At 71.0% G+C, this 15,287-nt stretch carries 16 protein-coding genes; 4 read left to right on the forward strand and 12 right to left on the reverse strand.

All coding sequences use genetic code 11. The features are described from left to right. Nucleotides 1-56: 56 nt before the first annotated feature. The 4 genes from corA to AC07DC_RS33660 form a co-directional block, all read right to left on the reverse strand. Nucleotides 57-1,145 carry a magnesium/cobalt transporter CorA gene (gene corA, locus AC07DC_RS33645; protein WP_478918283.1) on the reverse strand — a complete coding sequence of 363 codons (1,089 nt, stop codon included), beginning with the start codon at nucleotides 1,143-1,145 and terminating at the stop codon, nucleotides 57-59. A 59-nt stretch (nucleotides 1,146-1,204) separates the two neighbouring features. Beyond that, on the reverse strand, nucleotides 1,205-2,788 hold the full coding sequence (locus tag AC07DC_RS33650) for a phytoene desaturase family protein (protein WP_478918384.1): 1,584 nt from the start codon (nucleotides 2,786-2,788) through the stop codon (nucleotides 1,205-1,207). 52 nt (nucleotides 2,789-2,840) lie between these two features. Then, the gene (gene ddaH, locus AC07DC_RS33655; protein ID WP_478918284.1) at nucleotides 2,841-3,659 is read right to left on the reverse strand and encodes a dimethylargininase; all 819 of its coding nucleotides are present in this window, start codon (nucleotides 3,657-3,659) and stop codon (nucleotides 2,841-2,843) included. A 372-nt stretch (nucleotides 3,660-4,031) separates the two neighbouring features. After that, nucleotides 4,032-4,685, reverse strand: a complete 654-nt coding sequence (locus AC07DC_RS33660) for a biliverdin-producing heme oxygenase (RefSeq protein ID WP_478918285.1) — start codon at nucleotides 4,683-4,685, stop codon at nucleotides 4,032-4,034. Nucleotides 4,686-4,884: 199 nt separating this feature from the next. Between AC07DC_RS33660 and AC07DC_RS33665 the strand changes: the two genes are divergently transcribed. Then, nucleotides 4,885-5,595: a bifunctional DNA primase/polymerase gene (locus AC07DC_RS33665; RefSeq protein WP_478918286.1), complete on the forward strand. Its 711-nt coding sequence runs from the start codon at nucleotides 4,885-4,887 to the stop codon at nucleotides 5,593-5,595. Between the two features lie 28 nt (nucleotides 5,596-5,623). On the opposite strand, the gene AC07DC_RS33670 is transcribed toward AC07DC_RS33665, so the two are convergent. The 5 genes from AC07DC_RS33670 to map form a co-directional block, all read right to left on the reverse strand. Next, nucleotides 5,624-6,598, reverse strand: coding sequence for an SCO2278 family lipoprotein (locus tag AC07DC_RS33670; protein ID WP_478918287.1), 975 nt, complete (start codon nucleotides 6,596-6,598; stop codon nucleotides 5,624-5,626). Next, a complete protein-coding gene (efeU, locus tag AC07DC_RS33675) occupies nucleotides 6,480-7,442 on the reverse strand; it encodes an iron uptake transporter permease EfeU (RefSeq protein WP_478918288.1) in 963 nt (320 codons plus the stop codon). The genes AC07DC_RS33670 and efeU overlap by 119 nt, the downstream gene beginning before the upstream one ends. A 6-nt stretch (nucleotides 7,443-7,448) precedes the next feature. Beyond that, nucleotides 7,449-8,771: an iron uptake transporter deferrochelatase/peroxidase subunit gene (efeB, locus tag AC07DC_RS33680; RefSeq protein ID WP_478918289.1), complete on the reverse strand. Its 1,323-nt coding sequence runs from the start codon at nucleotides 8,769-8,771 to the stop codon at nucleotides 7,449-7,451. A gap of 12 nt (nucleotides 8,772-8,783) precedes the next feature. Next, complete coding sequence (efeO, locus tag AC07DC_RS33685; protein WP_478918290.1) at nucleotides 8,784-9,914, reverse strand: iron uptake system protein EfeO; 1,131 nt, start codon at nucleotides 9,912-9,914, stop codon at nucleotides 8,784-8,786. A gap of 166 nt (nucleotides 9,915-10,080) precedes the next feature. Beyond that, nucleotides 10,081-10,938: a type I methionyl aminopeptidase gene (gene map, locus AC07DC_RS33690; protein WP_478918291.1), complete on the reverse strand. Its 858-nt coding sequence runs from the start codon at nucleotides 10,936-10,938 to the stop codon at nucleotides 10,081-10,083. A gap of 67 nt (nucleotides 10,939-11,005) precedes the next feature. Between map and AC07DC_RS33695 the strand changes: the two genes are divergently transcribed. Next, the gene (locus tag AC07DC_RS33695; protein ID WP_478918292.1) at nucleotides 11,006-11,254 is read left to right on the forward strand and encodes a hypothetical protein; all 249 of its coding nucleotides are present in this window, start codon (nucleotides 11,006-11,008) and stop codon (nucleotides 11,252-11,254) included. A gap of 18 nt (nucleotides 11,255-11,272) precedes the next feature. On the opposite strand, the gene AC07DC_RS33700 is transcribed toward AC07DC_RS33695, so the two are convergent. Together AC07DC_RS33700 and AC07DC_RS33705 are read right to left on the reverse strand one after the other, a co-directional pair. Further along, nucleotides 11,273-12,622: an MFS transporter gene (locus AC07DC_RS33700; RefSeq protein WP_478918293.1), complete on the reverse strand. Its 1,350-nt coding sequence runs from the start codon at nucleotides 12,620-12,622 to the stop codon at nucleotides 11,273-11,275. A 106-nt stretch (nucleotides 12,623-12,728) separates the two neighbouring features. Then, nucleotides 12,729-13,400: a hypothetical protein gene (locus AC07DC_RS33705; protein ID WP_478918294.1), complete on the reverse strand. Its 672-nt coding sequence runs from the start codon at nucleotides 13,398-13,400 to the stop codon at nucleotides 12,729-12,731. A gap of 98 nt (nucleotides 13,401-13,498) precedes the next feature. Between AC07DC_RS33705 and npdG the strand changes: the two genes are divergently transcribed. Together npdG and AC07DC_RS33715 are read left to right on the forward strand one after the other, a co-directional pair. Then, the gene (gene npdG / locus AC07DC_RS33710; protein ID WP_478918295.1) at nucleotides 13,499-14,236 is read left to right on the forward strand and encodes an NADPH-dependent F420 reductase; all 738 of its coding nucleotides are present in this window, start codon (nucleotides 13,499-13,501) and stop codon (nucleotides 14,234-14,236) included. Between the two features lie 96 nt (nucleotides 14,237-14,332). After that, nucleotides 14,333-14,530, forward strand: coding sequence for a hypothetical protein (locus AC07DC_RS33715; protein ID WP_478918296.1), 198 nt, complete (start codon nucleotides 14,333-14,335; stop codon nucleotides 14,528-14,530). Here AC07DC_RS33715 and AC07DC_RS33720 read toward each other — a convergent pair. After that, on the reverse strand, nucleotides 14,503-15,273 hold the full coding sequence (locus AC07DC_RS33720) for a site-2 protease family protein (RefSeq protein WP_478918297.1): 771 nt from the start codon (nucleotides 15,271-15,273) through the stop codon (nucleotides 14,503-14,505). The genes AC07DC_RS33715 and AC07DC_RS33720 overlap by 28 nt on opposite strands. Between the last annotated feature and the right edge of the window lie 14 nt (nucleotides 15,274-15,287).

The following is a 15,287-nucleotide window of genomic DNA, read 5'->3' on the forward strand; positions in this document are numbered from 1 at the left end:
TCCGGGGCGGAGCGAGCCCCGGTTTCGGGAAGGGGCGGGGTGCGGGAAAGCCCGGCCTAGAGCCAGCCGTAGCGCCGGAAGGCCCGGTAGACCACCGCGGACAGCGTCGCCGTGACGCCGAGCATCAGCGGATAGCCGAAGGTCCACTTCAGTTCCGGCATGTGCTCGAAGTTCATTCCGTAGAAACCGGCGATCATCGTCGGGATCGCCAGGATCGCGGCGGCCGCGCTGATACGCCGCATATCGGTGTTCTGCTGCACGGCGAGCTGGCTGAGATTGGCCGACAACAGCCCGTCCACCAACTCGGTGTAACCGGCCAGGCGCTCCCGCACATGGGAGAGATGGTCGGCGACGTCCCGCAGATAGCGGGCCACCTCGGCGCCGATGATCGGGTGCGGATCGTCCGCGAGGCTCCGCAGCGGGCGGGCCATCGGATGGACCGCCCGCTTGAACTCGATCAACTCGCGCTTGAGCTGGTAGATCCGCTCCGCGTCGTCGCCGTGTCCGGCCGAGAACACATCGGACTCCAGCTGGTCCACATCGAGCTCCACCCGGTCCGCGACGTCCAGGTAGTCGTCGACGACCTGGTCCGCGATCGCGTGCAGCACCGCCGCCGGACCCTGCGCCAGCATCTCCGGTCGGCCCTCCAGCGCGCTGCGCACCCGGGACAGGCCCGGCGCGCTGCCGTGCCGGACGACCACGATGAAGTCCTTGCCCAGGAACATCATGATCTCGCCGGTGTCGACGACCTCACTGGTCGCCGTCAGCTTCTCGTGCTCCACGAAGACGATCGTCTTCAGCACCAGGAAGAGCGTGTCGCCGTAGCTCTCCAGCTTCGGCCGCTGGTGCGCCTTGACGGCGTCCTCCACCGCGAGCGGATGCAGGCCGAACACATCGGCGATCTCCACGAGGTGCTCGGCGTCCGGCTGGTAGAGCCCGATCCAGGCGAAACCGCCCCGCTCCCTGGCGGCGGCCAGCGCCTCGCGCGGCGGCAGGGTCGCGGAGCGCTTGCCGTCCTCGTAGACGGCGCAGTCCACGATCACGTCCGCGGTGCACTTGCGGGGCGCGGGCAGCGCGCCGCCGCTCTCGTCGAGGGTGTGCCACTTGCCCCCGCTCCCGCTTCTGCGCCACTGCCGACCTGTCATCGTGCCCTCCTCGGTGCGTACCCGACGAAGTATCGCCGATCGGGCCGGTCGGCCGTCCTTCAGCCCTGCGGCGCGCCCCCGGCGCCGGCCGTCCCGTGCAGGACCGCCATGGCCGCGTTGTGCCCGGGGATCCCGCTGACCCCGCCGCCGCGCACCGCGCCGGCGCCGCACAGCAGCACCGCGGGATTTTCGGTCTCCACACCCCAGGGTCCGGTGTCCGGGGAGGCGTACGGCCAGCTCAGGTCGCGGTGGAAGATATGGCCGCCGGGCAGCCCGACCTCGCGCTCCAGATCGAGCGGGGACTTCGCCTCGATGCACGGCCGGCCGTCCGCGTCCAGTGCGAGGCAGTCGGCCAGCGGCTCGGCCAGGACCGCGTCGAGCTGGGCGAGGGTGGCCTTGAGCAGGGCCTCCTTCGTACCGGACGGGTCGGCGTCGAACAGCCGCGCGGGGGCGTGCAGGCCGAAGAGGGTGAGGGTGTGCGCACCCTGGCCGGCCAGGGCGCGGGAGAGGATCGAGGGGTCGCTGAGCGAGTGGCAGTAGATCTCGGACGGCGGGGCGGCCGGGATCCGGCCCGCCGCGGCCTCCTCGTACGCGGTCGCCAGCTCGCCGTACGACTCCGCGATGTGGAACGTGCCGGCGAACGCCTCCCGCGGGTCCACGGAGGTGTCCCGCAGCCGCGGCAGCCGGCGCAGCAGCATGTTGACCTTGAGCTGGGCGCCTTCGGGCCGGGGTGGCGCGGGCTCGCCGAGCAGCCCGGCGAGCGTGTGCGGGGCGGCGTTCACCAGCACGTGCCCGGCCCCCACCCGGCCGCCCTCGAAGGAGACCTCGGCGCGCCCGCCGTCCGTCGCGATCCCGGTCACCTCGCAGCCGGTGACGATCTCCGCGCCGGCCGCGCGAGCCGCCCCGGCCAGCGCGTCCGTCAGCGCGCCCATGCCGCCCACCGGCACGTCCCAGTCGCCGGTCCCGCCGCCGATGACGTGGTAGAGGAAGCAGCGGTTCTGCCGCAGCGTCTCGTCGTGGGCGTGGGTGAACGTGCCGATCAGCGCGTCGGTGAGCACGATGCCCCGGACCAGTTCGTCCTCGAACGTCGCCTCGACGGTCTCACCCAGCGGCCGTTCGAAGAGCGCCTCCCAGGCGGCCGGATCGTCCACGATCCGTTCCAGTTCCGCCCGGGACGGCAGCGGCCCGGTCAGCGTCGGGAAGACCCGCTCCGCCACCTGCCGCGTCATCGCGTAGAAGCGCTGCCACGCCTCGAAGTCCCGCTCCGAGCCGGTGCGCCGCACGAAGCCCTCCCGGGTGCGGGACGGATCCTGCGAATCGACCAGCAGTCCTCCCCCAACCTTCGGCCGGGGGGACCCCCAGCCGTAGGGCGTGTACGAGGAGATCCGGCGGCGGCGCACCGCGAAGCGCAGCCCCAGCTCCTCGGTGATCTTCTTCGGCAACAGGCTGACCAGGTACGAGTAGCGCGACAGCCGGGCGTCGACCCCGGTGAACGCCTGGGCGGACACGGCCGCGCCGCCGGTGACCGGCAGCCGCTCCAGCAGCAGCACGCTGCGCCCGGCACGGGCCAGATAGGCGGCGGCCACCAGACCGTTGTGGCCGCCGCCCACGATCACGGCGTCGTACGAGGAACGCTTCGGCACACGGGACGAAGCGGGTGAGGATGCGGGTGTGGAGGACATGCTGGCACGGTAACTACCGCAGCTCCTGGGTGCAGCACTTCACGCTGCCGCCCGCCTTGTGGAGCTCCGACAGATCGACACCGATGGGTTCGAAACCGCGCTCGCGCAGTGGTGCGAAGAGCCCGGTGGCGCCGCGCGGGAGGAGTACGTGGTGTCCGTCGCTGACGGCGTTCAGCCCGAGTGCGGCGGCGTCCGCCGAGGTCGCGAGCAGAGCGTCGGGGAAGAGCCGGGCCAGTACCTTGCGGCTGCCGGGCGAGAACGCGTCCGGGTAGTACATGACCTCGCCCGTGGCGTCGTCGAGGACGGCGAACGCGGTGTCGAGGTGGTAGTAGCGGGGGTCGGTCAGTTCCAGTCCGATGACGGGCCGGCCGAAGAACTCCTGCGCCTCGGAGTGCGAGAGCGGGCTGCTGCGGAAGCCCATTCCGGCCAGGATCCACTCCGAAGTGACGGCGAAGTCGCCCTCGGCCTCGTTGATGTGCTGCGGTTCGCGCACCTCGGTGAATCCGTTGCGGCGGAACCACGCCAGGTGCGCCGGCGCCTCCGCGGTCCGCTCGGCGTTGAAGAACCGGGCGCCGAGCACCCGGCCGTCCACGACGGTCGCGCCGTTGGCGGCGAAGACCATGTCGGGCAGGTCCCCCACCGGGGCGAGGACCTCGACGGTGTGGCCCAGCGAGCGGTAGCGGTCCCGCAGTTCCTCCCACTGGAAGAGCGCGAGTACGGGGTCGACCGGCTTGGCCGGGTCCATCCACGGATTGATCGAGTAGGTCACCCGGAAGTGCTCGGGCGGGCACATCAGGTACCGCCGGGGTGTGGCGGTGCGGACTGTGCGCAATGCGGGCTCCTCGTCGTTTGAGGCTCCGGCGGAACGCCGATGGGGGCTGCGTACGCGCATCGGGGTTACGTACGCGCACAAATCGTCCACCCTCGGCGGCCGAAACGCATCGAACCATTTGGGTGGTTCGCACGATCGTTTTCATACACGGCGGCCTATCGCACCGGCTTTCCCGGCGCACCGGGTCGTTACCGGCGGGGGAGTACGAGCGGACCGCCGGTCCTGGGGTGCGCGAGCACCTCGACCGGGTGCCGGTACACCGCGCTGAGCAGCTCCTCCCCCTGGCGCGGCGTCCCCGGCACGCGAAGACGCCTGCGGGGCCCGGCCTTTCGGGTCCCGCAGGCGTCTTCGTGATTCCGGGCCGGGCAGGTGCTAGGCGCTCAGCGGGTAGCAGTGGCCGAGGTCGGCGAAGACGGCGCTGTTCAGGGCGAAGGCGGTGCGGCACTCGTCCACGACGCGCTGCTTCTCCAGATCGTCGACGGCCAGGGCGTCCAGCAGCTCGCGGTACTCGCGCTTGAACGCGGCCGGGTTCCCGATCTTCTCGAAGACGTAGAACCGCACGCCGTCACCCTTGCGTTCGAATCCCCAGGTCTTCTCCGCGATGCCGCGGATCACCTGTCCGCCGGACAGGTCCCCCAGATAGCGGGTGTAGTGATGTGCCACATACCCCGCGGGCCACGTCCTGGCGACCTCGGCGACCCGCTCCGCGTACGCCGCGGTGGCGGGCAGCGGCACCGACCGCTGCTGCCAGCCCGCGCCGAGCAGGTGGTCCAGGTCGCGCTCCAGTTCCGCGACGCGCAGCAGTTCGGTGCGGACGAAGGGGCCGGCGACCGGATCCCCGGCCAGCGACTGCGCAGCGTCCTCCAGTGCCCGGTAGACGAACCACAACTGCTCGGTGTAGCGGGCGTACGCGTCCACGCCGAGCCGTCCGCCGAGCAGATCGCTCATGAAGGTCGAGTTCTCGGCCTCGGTGTGCTGATCGTGGCTGGCGGTGCGGATCACGGTGGAGAACGGGGACGGCGTCAAGGGGACCTCCTGCTTCGGGCGTGCCGCAATCCGTGCAACTTAGGTATACCTAAGTCAAGAGGATGCCGACAGCCTGTCGGGAACCACGCTACTCCACTCCTTCCACCCCGGCTGTGCGTTCATTCCGGACAAGAGGCAGGATGAGCCCCACCACCCGCGTACCGTTGACTGTGGACGCGGGGGCGAGGGAAGGAGCCCGATGGCAGGCAAGAGCAGGTTGTCCGAGTGGCTGCGCCGCCGATCGGCAGGCTCGGACAGCGATCCCGGATCTGCTCCCGCCCTGCTCCGCGAGGATCTGATCCGTTCCGCGGCCACCGCCGGTTTCCCCGTCGCACCGGCCGCGCACCCCTCCGGCTACGGCTGTTCCTGCGACCGCGTGGGCTGTCCCACCCCGGGCATGCACCCGGTCTCCTTCGCCTGGCACACCCAGGCCACCATCGATCCGCAGAAGATCGACCACTGGCTGCGCACCCAGCCGCTCGCGAACTTCATCTCCGCCACCGGCGCCAGCCATGACGTCCTGGACGTGCCGGCCGACGCGGGCCGTATCGCGCTGGACCGGCTCGCGGCCGAGGGCGGGGACGCCGGCCCGGTCGCCGCCTACGGGGACGACCGGCTGCTGTTCTTCACCGCCACCCGCGGCACCCCCGTCGACGAGGACGAGTGGTGGCCCTGCGAGCTGGACTGCCATCCCGAGACCGTCGACGAGCATCCCGGCCTGCGCTGGCACTGCCGCGGCAGTTACGTCCTGCTGCCGCCCGCCAAACTGCCCACCGGTGGCGCCGTGACCTGGCTGCCCGACCGCGGCCCGGACCGCCCGCTCCCCGACCCGCTGCCGCTCCTGGAGGTCCTCATGGATTCCTGCGCACAGGTCGAGTACGTCCCCGAAACGGTGGGCTGGCGGCTCTGACCGCCAGGGCCGGTCCGGCCGGCCCGGTTCACTCGCCCTTGGCGGAGACCAGACCCAGCAGACGGCTCAGGAAGACGACCTTCCCCTGCGCGTCGTTCGCCGGCGGGACCGTGACGGCCTGCTCCGCCACCCGGATCAGGGTGACCGAGTTCTTCGGGGTGCCGGTCATCAGCGCCTTGGTGTTGGGGTCGTCGACCTTCAACGGCTTGCCCGGCGTGGTCAGCCGCGACTGGTGGCGGGAGGCGAAGAACACCAGCGCCCCGCCGTCCGTGGTCCGCAGCCCCACCGGGGGGAACTCGCCCACACCCACCGCCTGGTCGGCGTACTCGGTGACCGCCGCCGAGGAGCGCGCGCCCTTGCTGCGCTCCTGGCGCAGCTGCGAGGTCTGGGAGCCGTCGGCGAAGGCGAGCGTCGCCGCGGTGCCGCTCTGCAGGTACGAGGTGTACGCGGAGCTGAGCCGGCCGGGCTCGACCAGCAGCCCCGAGTCGTCCAGCGGCACCGGCTCGGCGTAGCCGTCGCTGTCCAGAGCGAACTTCGGCATCCGGTCGGCCGCGACGACCGCCAGGTACGAGGCCTTCCACGGGTCGCTCACGGAGGACCGCTGGAAGAGCAGCAGCCAGCGGGCGCCGCCGGCGCTGCTGGCGGCGTCGGCGGCGAACCACTTGGGCCAGCCGCGCTGCTTGGGTATCAGGAAGTGCGCGTCGGTGAGCTTGACCGGCACGGCGGCCGGATTGCCCTCCGGGTGGTTGGCGTGCCGGGCCGTCAGACCCGCGTGGTCCATCGCGCCGAGCGCGCCGGTCTCGGCCTTCTCCAGCGTCGCGGGGTCGTAGCTCCGCTTGGCGTCGTTGTTGAGCCGGGTGAAACGGTCGAGGGCCTTGGTGGCCTCAGCCTTCGTCACCGCCGGTACGAGCGCCTGCTCCCCGTGCACGGTCACGCACCCCGTCACCGGCAACAGCACGAGAAGCAGAACTGCGGCTGTCAGGGACAACCTGCGGCGGGTCATTGGGCGTCGGCTCCTTCGGGGCTGCTGCGGTCGGCGCAACCCTACCGGGGGCGAGGAAGAAGGCCATGGTCGGTACGAGATACAGAGCCCACACCGTGACCTGGGCGACGGTCGGATCCGGCTGGAAGTTGAGGACGCCCTTCAACAGGGTGCCGTACCAGCTGTCCTGCGGGATCGTCGAGCTGATGTCGAAGGCGACCGAACCGAGGCCGGGAAGCCAGTCGGCCTCCTGAAGGTCGTGCACGCCGTAGGCGAGCACACCCGCCGCGACCACGACGAGCATGGCGCCGGTCCAGGTGAAGAACTTGGCCAGGTTGATCTTCAACGCGCCGCGGTAGAAGAGCCAGCCGAGCACCACCGCGGTGGCCAGGCCCAGCGCGACGCCGATCAGCGGCTGCGTCGACCCGTCCTCGGAACCGGCGGCCGCCACCGCCGCCCAGACGAACAGCGCGGTCTCCAGGCCCTCGCGGCCGACCGCCAGGAGCGCGGTCGCGACGATCGCGACGGTCCCCATGGCCAGCGCCGCGTCCAGCTTGCCGTGCAACTCGCGCTTCAGATGCCGCGCGGTGCGCCGCATCCAGAAGACCATCCAGGTGACCAGGACGACGGAGAGGATCGACAGCGAACCGCCGAGCGCCTCCTGCGCCTCGAAGTCCAGCGACGAGGAGCCGTAGTGCAGCAGCGCGCCGAAGGAGGCGCTGATGACGACCGCAACTGCCACGCCGATCCACATCGGCAGCAGCGTGTCACGGCGCCCGGACTTCACCAGGTAGGCGATCAGGATGCAGACGACCAGGCTGGCTTCGAGGCCCTCGCGCAGCCCGATCAGATAGTTGCCGATCACCGCCGGTCACTTCCCTTCGAAGAGGCCGCGGCCCCACCAGTCGGCGCTGTCGCGAACACCGGGAGGGCAGGCGAAGTGCGCGGAACCGACGTGCTGGATGTACTCGTTGAGGGCGTCGGTGCGCGCCAGCCGGTTCTGCACCGGGATGAACCCGGACCGCACGTCGCGCTGGTAGGCGAGGAAGAACAGCCCGGCGTCGAGCCGGCCCAGGCCGTCCGTGCCGTCGGTGAAGGAGTACCCGCGGCGCAGGATCGTCACCCCGGCGTTGCTGTCCGGGTGCGCCAGGCGGACGTGCGCGGTCGGCAGCATCGCCTTCAGGTTCGGGGTGTCGTGCTCGCGCTGCTTGCCGGCAGGCGCGCCCTCGCCCTTGTTCCGCCCGAAGATGTCCTCCTGCTCCTTGAGCGGAGTGCGGTCCCAGGTCTCAATGTGCATCCGGATGCGCCGGGCGACGAGGTACGAGCCGCCGGTCATCCAGGCCGCGCCGTCCTTCGCGGACGCCCACACATGCTCGTCCTGCGTGGCCCGGTCGGTGCCCGCGACGTTGTGCGTACCGTCCTTGAACCCCATCAGGTTGCGCGGAGTCTGCTCGTCGGGCGTCGTCGAGGAGGTCTTGCCGAAGCCCAGCTGCGACCAGCGCACGGCGACCTTGCCGAAGCCGATGCGCGCCAGGTTGCGGATCGCGTGCACGGCCACCTGCGGGTCGTCCGCGCAGGCCTGGACGCAGATGTCGCCGCCGCTGCGGGTCGCGTCGAGGTTGTCGTGCGGGAACGCCGGCAGGTCGACGAGGGCGGTGGGGCGCTGGGCCTTGAGGCCGAAGCGGTCCTTGCCGTCCTTCTCGAACAGCGTCGGGCCGAAGCCCACGGTGATCGTCAGCCGGGAGGACGGCAGGCCGAGCGCCTCGCCGGTGTCGTCCGGCGGGGCCTCGGGCAGACCGCCGACGGCGCCCGCGCCGACCGGCTTGCCGGCCGTCATCGCGGCGGCCGCGGCCGTCCACTCCTTGAGGAGCGCGATGAGTTCGGCGCGGTCCTCGGTCTTGACGTCGAAGGACGCGAAGTGCAGCCGGTCCTGGACCGGGGTGGTGATACCGGCCTGGTTCGTGCCGTGGAACGCGATGACGTCGCCCGCGGCGCCCGCCGGCTGGACGTCGTTCCCGGTGCGCACCGCCGCGGCGGCCCCACCTGCGGCGGCCGCGCCGAGCGCGATGCCGGCCCCGGTCCAGCCGATGACGGCCCGCCGGGAGACCGGGCCCCTGGCCCGTTCCGCCGTGGTGTCCACGTCCGCTCCGTCCGTCCGGGGCGCACTCGCTTCGGTGGTGATCTCGTCAGCCATGGAAGAACTCCGTTACTTCGCGACGGCCGCGGCGAGCTTGGAGAGCGGCTCGGCCAGCGCGTTGACGCCGTCCGAGAGCTCCTTGCGCTGGGCCGCGTTCACGGTGTCGTACGAGACGAAGGTGTCGCCGGTCCGGTACTTGTCGAGCAGCGTGTTGATCGCGGTGAACTGCTTGTCCAGCTCCTTGGCCAGCTCGGGGTTGTTCTGCGAGGCGACCGGCTTGAGCAGCTCGTAGGCCTTCTGCGCGCCGCCGACGTTGGCCTTGAAGTCCGACAGGTCGGTGTGGCTGTAACGGTCTTCCTCACCGGTGACCTTGCCGGTGGCGACCTCGTCCAGCAGCTCCTTGGCGCCGTTGGCCATGCTGGTCGGGGTGATCTCCGCCGTGCCGACCCGCTTCTGCCAGTCGGTGAGGTCGGTGTAGAGCTGCGCGGCGAGCTTCTTGTCGTCCTCGGTGATCTTCTTGTCGGCCCAGAGCGACTTCTCGAGCTTGTGCCAGCCGGTCCACTTCTGGCCGGGCTCCAGGCCGTCCTCGCGGGTGTCGGCCTTCGGGTCGATGTCACCGAAGGACTCGGCTATCGGCTCGGTGGACTCCCAGCCGGTGCGGGACGGGGCGAAGGCCGCCTTGGCGCCCTCGATGTCGCCCTTGACGACCGCGTCGGTGAAGACCTTGACCTTCGGCAGCGTGGCGTCGGCCTCGCTCTGCGCCCACTTGCGGTACTCGGCGACGGCCGTGTCCAGCCGCGGGTCGTTCTTCTTCGGCGCGTTCGCGCCGGTGACGGTGACCTTGGTGCGCAGGCCGTCACCCTTCATCCCGGGCTTGCAGGTGACCTCGTACTCGCCGGCCTTGAGCTCGGCGGAGATGTCGGCCTTGGTGCCGGGGCCGATGTTCTCCCGCTCGGTCATGATCTTGTCGCCTGGGGCGTACACGTACAGCTCGTTGACCTTGGAGCCCTTGTTCTCGAACGCGAACTTCACGTGCCCGGCGGGGAAGCTGGTCTTCGAGACCTTGCACGAGTCGTCGGTCGCGGTGACCTGGACCGCGTCGGACGCCTTGGCGTCCGTCTTCTCGGAGCAGCCGCTGACAGCGGCGAGCGCGGCCGCGACCGCGACAGCGGTGACGACGGAGAGACGGGCTGCGGACATACGGGGCTCCAGGCTGCTCAAGGACGCTCAAGACGGGTTGGCCGGGTGAGGCTGGCCTAACTTATCTGAGCCTTGCCTTTGTAGTACCCGCAGGGTCCGGTGAAGTCCAGTGATTCCCGTCTCACCGGTGCACGCGGGGGCGCGTCGCGGCGCGCCCCCGCTCCCGTCATGGCAGCGTGAGCACCTCTGCGCCGGTTTCGGTCACGACCAGGGTGTGTTCGAACTGGGCGGTGCGCTTGCGGTCCTTGGTGACCACCGTCCAGCCGTCCTCCCAGATGTCGTAGTCGTGGGTGCCCAGTGTGAGCATCGGCTCGATGGTGAACGTCATGCCCGGCTTGATCACGGTGGTGGCGTGCGGGGCGTCGTAGTGCGGCACGATCAGCCCGGAGTGGAACGACGTGTTGATGCCGTGCCCGGTGAAGTCCCGCACCACCCCGTAGCCGAAGCGCTTGGCGTACGACTCGATGACCCGCCCGATCACGTTGATCGCCCGGCCGGGCTTGACCGCCTTGATCGCCCGGTTCAGCGACTCCTCGGTGCGCTCGACAAGCAGCCGGGACTCCTCGTCGACGTCACCGCACAGGTACGTGGCATTGGTGTCGCCGTGCACCCCGTGGATGAACGCCGTCACGTCCAGGTTCACGATGTCGCCGTCGCGCAGCTCCGTCGAGTCCGGGATGCCGTGGCAGATGACCTCGTTGATCGATGCGCACAGCGACTTCGGGAAGCCCCGGTAGCCGAGGTCCGAGGGGTAGGCGCGGTGGTCGCACATGTACTCGTGCGCGACACGGTCCAGCTCGTCCGTCGTCACCCCCGGGGCGATGTGCTTGGCCGCCTCCACCATCGCCCGGGCGGCGATCTGCGACGCGATCCGCATCTTCTCCACGGTCTCGGCGTCCTGCACCTCCGGCCCGGTGTACGGAGTCGGCGCGGGCTTGCCCACGTACTCGGGCCGGGGGATCGAGGGGGGCACCGGGCGCGGCGGGGAGAGCTTGCCGGGAACGAGAAGCGACTGACCAGACATGGCGACGAGTGTATCGGCGGGCGATCGGGCAGGCTGGCGGCAGGTACTCGTACATCAGGAGGCAGTCATGGCGCTGTTCAGGGCGAAGAAGCCGACCGGCAAGCCCGGCGAGTGGTTCTACTGCCTGGAGCACAAGAAGGTCGAGGAGGGGCCCGAGTGCCCGGCCAAGGACCGCTTCGGCCCGTACGCCACCCGCGGCGAGGCCGAGCACGCGATGCAGACGGCGGCCGACCGCAACCTCCAATGGGAGACGGACCCCCGCTGGCACGACAAGGAGGCGGGCGCCGACGACGAGCCCGGCCCGTCCGGCACCTGACGCGCCGGAGCGGACGCGTCAGCCCGCCGGGGAAGCGGCGGGCACGGCGGACGGGTCGGACGAGGCGGCGGGTTCGGCCTTGGCCTTCCGCATGCGCACGGCGTGCTCATTGGTCCGGGCGTCGTACGACATCAGCCGGGGAAGGGCCAGGGCCAGCAGCCCCACCGCCGCCACGCAGGCCACGCCGCCGCTCCAGACCGAGGTGCGGGCGCTGGTCAGCGCCGCCATGCCACCGGCCCTGACCTGGCCGAGCTGCGGCCCGACCGAGTACGACAGCAGCTCGATCCCGGCCAGCCGGCCGCGCAACTCGTCCGGGATCGTCTGGTTCCACATGGTGCTCCGGCCGATGCCGCTCACCATGTCGCAGCCGCCGGCGACCGCCAGAAGCAGCAGGACGAGCCAGATGTCGCCCATCCAGCCTGCGACCGCCATCGCCAGCCCCCAACCGATCGCCGAGACCACCACCAGCCGGCCGTGCCGGTGGATCCGCGACGTCCAGCCGCTCGTCATGCTGACCACGAGCGAACCGACCGACCCGGCCGCGTACATCAGGCCCAGCGCCCAGGGCGCGTGCAGGTCGTCGGCGAGGAACGGGAAGATCGCGGTGGGGAAGGCGAAGAACATCGCCGCCAGGTCGATCGCGTACGTGCCGAGCAGTTCCTTACGGCTCCAGGCGTAGCGCGCGCCCTCCGCGATACCGCGCAGCGACGGCTTGTCCGCGTCGTGCGCGGCGGGTGACGGCCGCAGTCCCACGGCCAGGCCGACCGAGGACACGAACGTCCCGATGTCGATCGCGTACGCCCACGACAGACCGGCGAAGGCGATGAGCACCCCGGCCAGCGACGGGCCGGCGATGGCGCCGACCTGCCAGCGCAGCGCGTTCAGCGACGCCGCGGCGGAGAGCTGGTCGTGCGCGACGATCCGCGGCACGATCGAGTCCAGCGCCGGACGTTGCAGCCCGGTCAGGGCGCTCGACAGCGCCGCCACCACGTACAGCGGCCACACCATCGGACGCGGCAGCAGCGTGTTGGCCAGCAGCAGTGCCGACAGCAGACCGAGCGCGGCCTCGCTGTAGAGGATCAGCTTGCGGCGGTCCATGGCGTCGGCGAGGGCGCCCCCGTACAGCCCGAACACGATCAGCGGTACCAGCTCGACTGCGCCGATCGCACCGACGGCGACCGCGGACCCGGTCAGTTCCTTGATCTGCACCGGCAGCGCGACGAAGGTCAGGAAGCTGCCGAAGACCGTCACGACCCCGGCCATCCACATGAGGCGGAAATCGCGCGAGGAGCGCCACGGGGCCAGGTCGGGGAGCAGGGCTCTCAGCCGGGACGGAGGCGGGCCGGGTTCGGGCGGGCTGTCGTTCACGGGTTCGCATGCTCCGCCTCCGGGCCGCGGGGGGCAAATGGTTTTGGGCCCGGGGCCGGATCTTCGCGGACGGTCATCGAGGACGGCTGCCGCGTGCCGCGTGCCGCTACCAGCGGGCGGGCGGCGGTGACGTCAGCTGTTCCGCCAGCCGGGACAGCCGGTCGCGGAACGAGCCGTGGCGGCGGGCGGCGGGCAGGCTGTTCTCGCCGGCCGCGGCGGCGACGAGATGCTGCAGCAGATCCATCCCCATCGGCGCGGGGGCTGCCGCTTCCACCGGCGCCGGGTCCGGGTCCGGAGCCGGTTCGCTTTCCGTTTCAGTTTCCGGCTCCGGCGGTACGGTCAGCGCGTCGTGCGCCAGTTCCCGCAGGCCCGGGTCGCCGGCGTCCATCGCCAGCACGGTCGCGCCGGCCCGGCGGGCGTCCGCCACCCGCTCCAGGAGCGCGGCGCCCGGAGCCTGCGGGCTGACCACGAACACCGTCTCCCCGCGCCGCGCGGCCTCCAGCCGCCGCAGTCCCACGGCCAGATGGGCCGGGGCCCCCGCCGGAATCCGGAACCGCACCAGCGTCGGCGACAGCCCGGTCAGCCCGCTCCACGCCGCCTCGTCGTCCAGGTGCGCCGCCAGGTGCCAGGGCTCGTACCCCCGGGTCCCCACCAGCAGCAGCCCGCCGGGCCGGCGGTGCACCGAGGCCCGCAGCGATCCCGCGAAGGACCGCGTGCTCTGGAGCCACTCGGTCCCCGCCAGTACTTCCCGCAACAGCGCCACGCGTACAGCGTCCATGCCGGGCATCCTGCCGGACCGGTGGCACCGCACGGGTCCGCTCTCCGCACTTCCCCCGTAACGAGTGGCGGTTCGTGGGGCGTGGCAGGATCGCCCGCATGACTTCCCCTGACGATGTGAACAAGGCCCCCGCGACCGCTTCCGCGCCCGCCCCGAAGGCTCCGGCCAAGGACCCCTGGGACCTCCCGGACGTGTCCGGCCTGGTGGTCGGCGTGCTCGGCGGCACCGGCGACCAGGGCCGCGGGCTCGCGTACCGGCTGGCGAAGGCCGGGCAGAAGGTGATCATCGGATCGCGCAACGCGGAACGGGCGCAGACCGCCGCGGACGAGCTGGGTCTCGGCGTGGAGGGCGCGGACAACTCGGAGTGCGCCCGGCGCAGCGACATCGTGATCGTGGCGGTGCCGTGGGACGGGCACGCCAAGACCCTGGAGTCGCTCCGCGACGACCTGGTGGGCAAGCTCGTCGTCGACTGCGTCAACCCGCTGGGCTTCGACAAGCAGGGCGCCTACGCGCTGAAGCCCGAAGAGGGCAGCGCCGCCCAGCAGGCCGCCGCGCTGCTCCCGGAGTCCCGGGTGACCGCCGCCTTCCACCACCTGTCGGCGGTGCTGCTCTCCGACCCGGAGATCGCGGAGATCGACACCGACGTGATGGTGCTGGGCGAGGTCCGCGCGGACACCGACCTCGTCCAGGCGCTGGCCGCCCGCATCCCCGGGATGCGCGGCGTCTTCGCGGGCCGGCTGCGCAACGCGCACCAGGTCGAGTCGCTGGTCGCCAACCTGATCTCGGTGAACCGCCGCTACAAGGCCCACGCCGGGCTGCGCGTCACCGACGTGTAGTCGCCGGCCCGGCCGGCGGGTCGTGGGGCACGGCGGGGTGTGGGGGACAATCGTCGGGACCGTATGTCACCGGTTTCCGGACAGGAGCTCCTCCCCATGCCCCGCCTTGCTGTCTACGCCCTCGCCGTGTGCGTGCTCACGGTCGCCGCGGCCGTCATCTCCTTCGCGAACGGCAGCTGGACCGGTGTCGTCTGGATCCTGCTGGCGGGCCTGTCCAGCAACATGTGCTGGTACTACCTGCGCAGGGCGAAGGCCGACGCCAGGGCTCAGGAGACCCAGAACCTGAAGAGCTGATAGCCGAACCTGGTCGCGCCTTCCGGCACGTCGAACCAGCCCATCACGGTGTAGACGAAGTTGAAGAAGGCGACGTTCACCTCGGGGATCCACAGGCACCCGAAGACCGCCAGCAGACCGAACTGCGCGAACGGCTCCACCTGCCGGCGGAAGTTGTACGACAGCCACGGCTCGATGATCCCGTAGCCGTCCAGCCCCGGCACCGGCAGCAGGTTCAGGACCGCCGCCGTCACCTGGAGCATCGCCAGGAACGCGAACGCCGCCAGGAAGCCGACCGGCCAGGAGTCCGTCGCGCCGAAGGCGAACGGCAGCATCAGGACAATCGCGAAGAGCACGTTCATCAGCGGTCCGGCCGCCGAGATCGCGCTGTGCTTCCAGCGCCCCCGGATCCGCCCCCGCTCGATGAAGACCGCGCCGCCGGGCAGCCCGATGCCGCCCATGATCACGAAGAGCACCGGCAGCACGATGCTGAGCAGCGCGTGCGTGTACTTCAGCGGGTTGAGCGTCAGGTAGCCCTTGGCACCTATGGTGATGTCCCCGCTGTGCAGCGCCGTGCGGGCGTGGGCGTACTCGTGCAGGCACAGCGAGACCACCCACCCGGACACCACGAAGAGGAAGACGGCGAAGCCGGGGCTCGACGAGAAGTCGGTCCACACCGCCCAGCCCGATACGGCCATGACCGCCGCGATCCCCACGAAGATCGGGCTGATCCGGTGGTCACTGCGGGTATCTGTGCTGCTCATACGGGGATCATGTC

This window comes from Streptomyces sp. NPDC045021 (assembly GCF_056432645.1).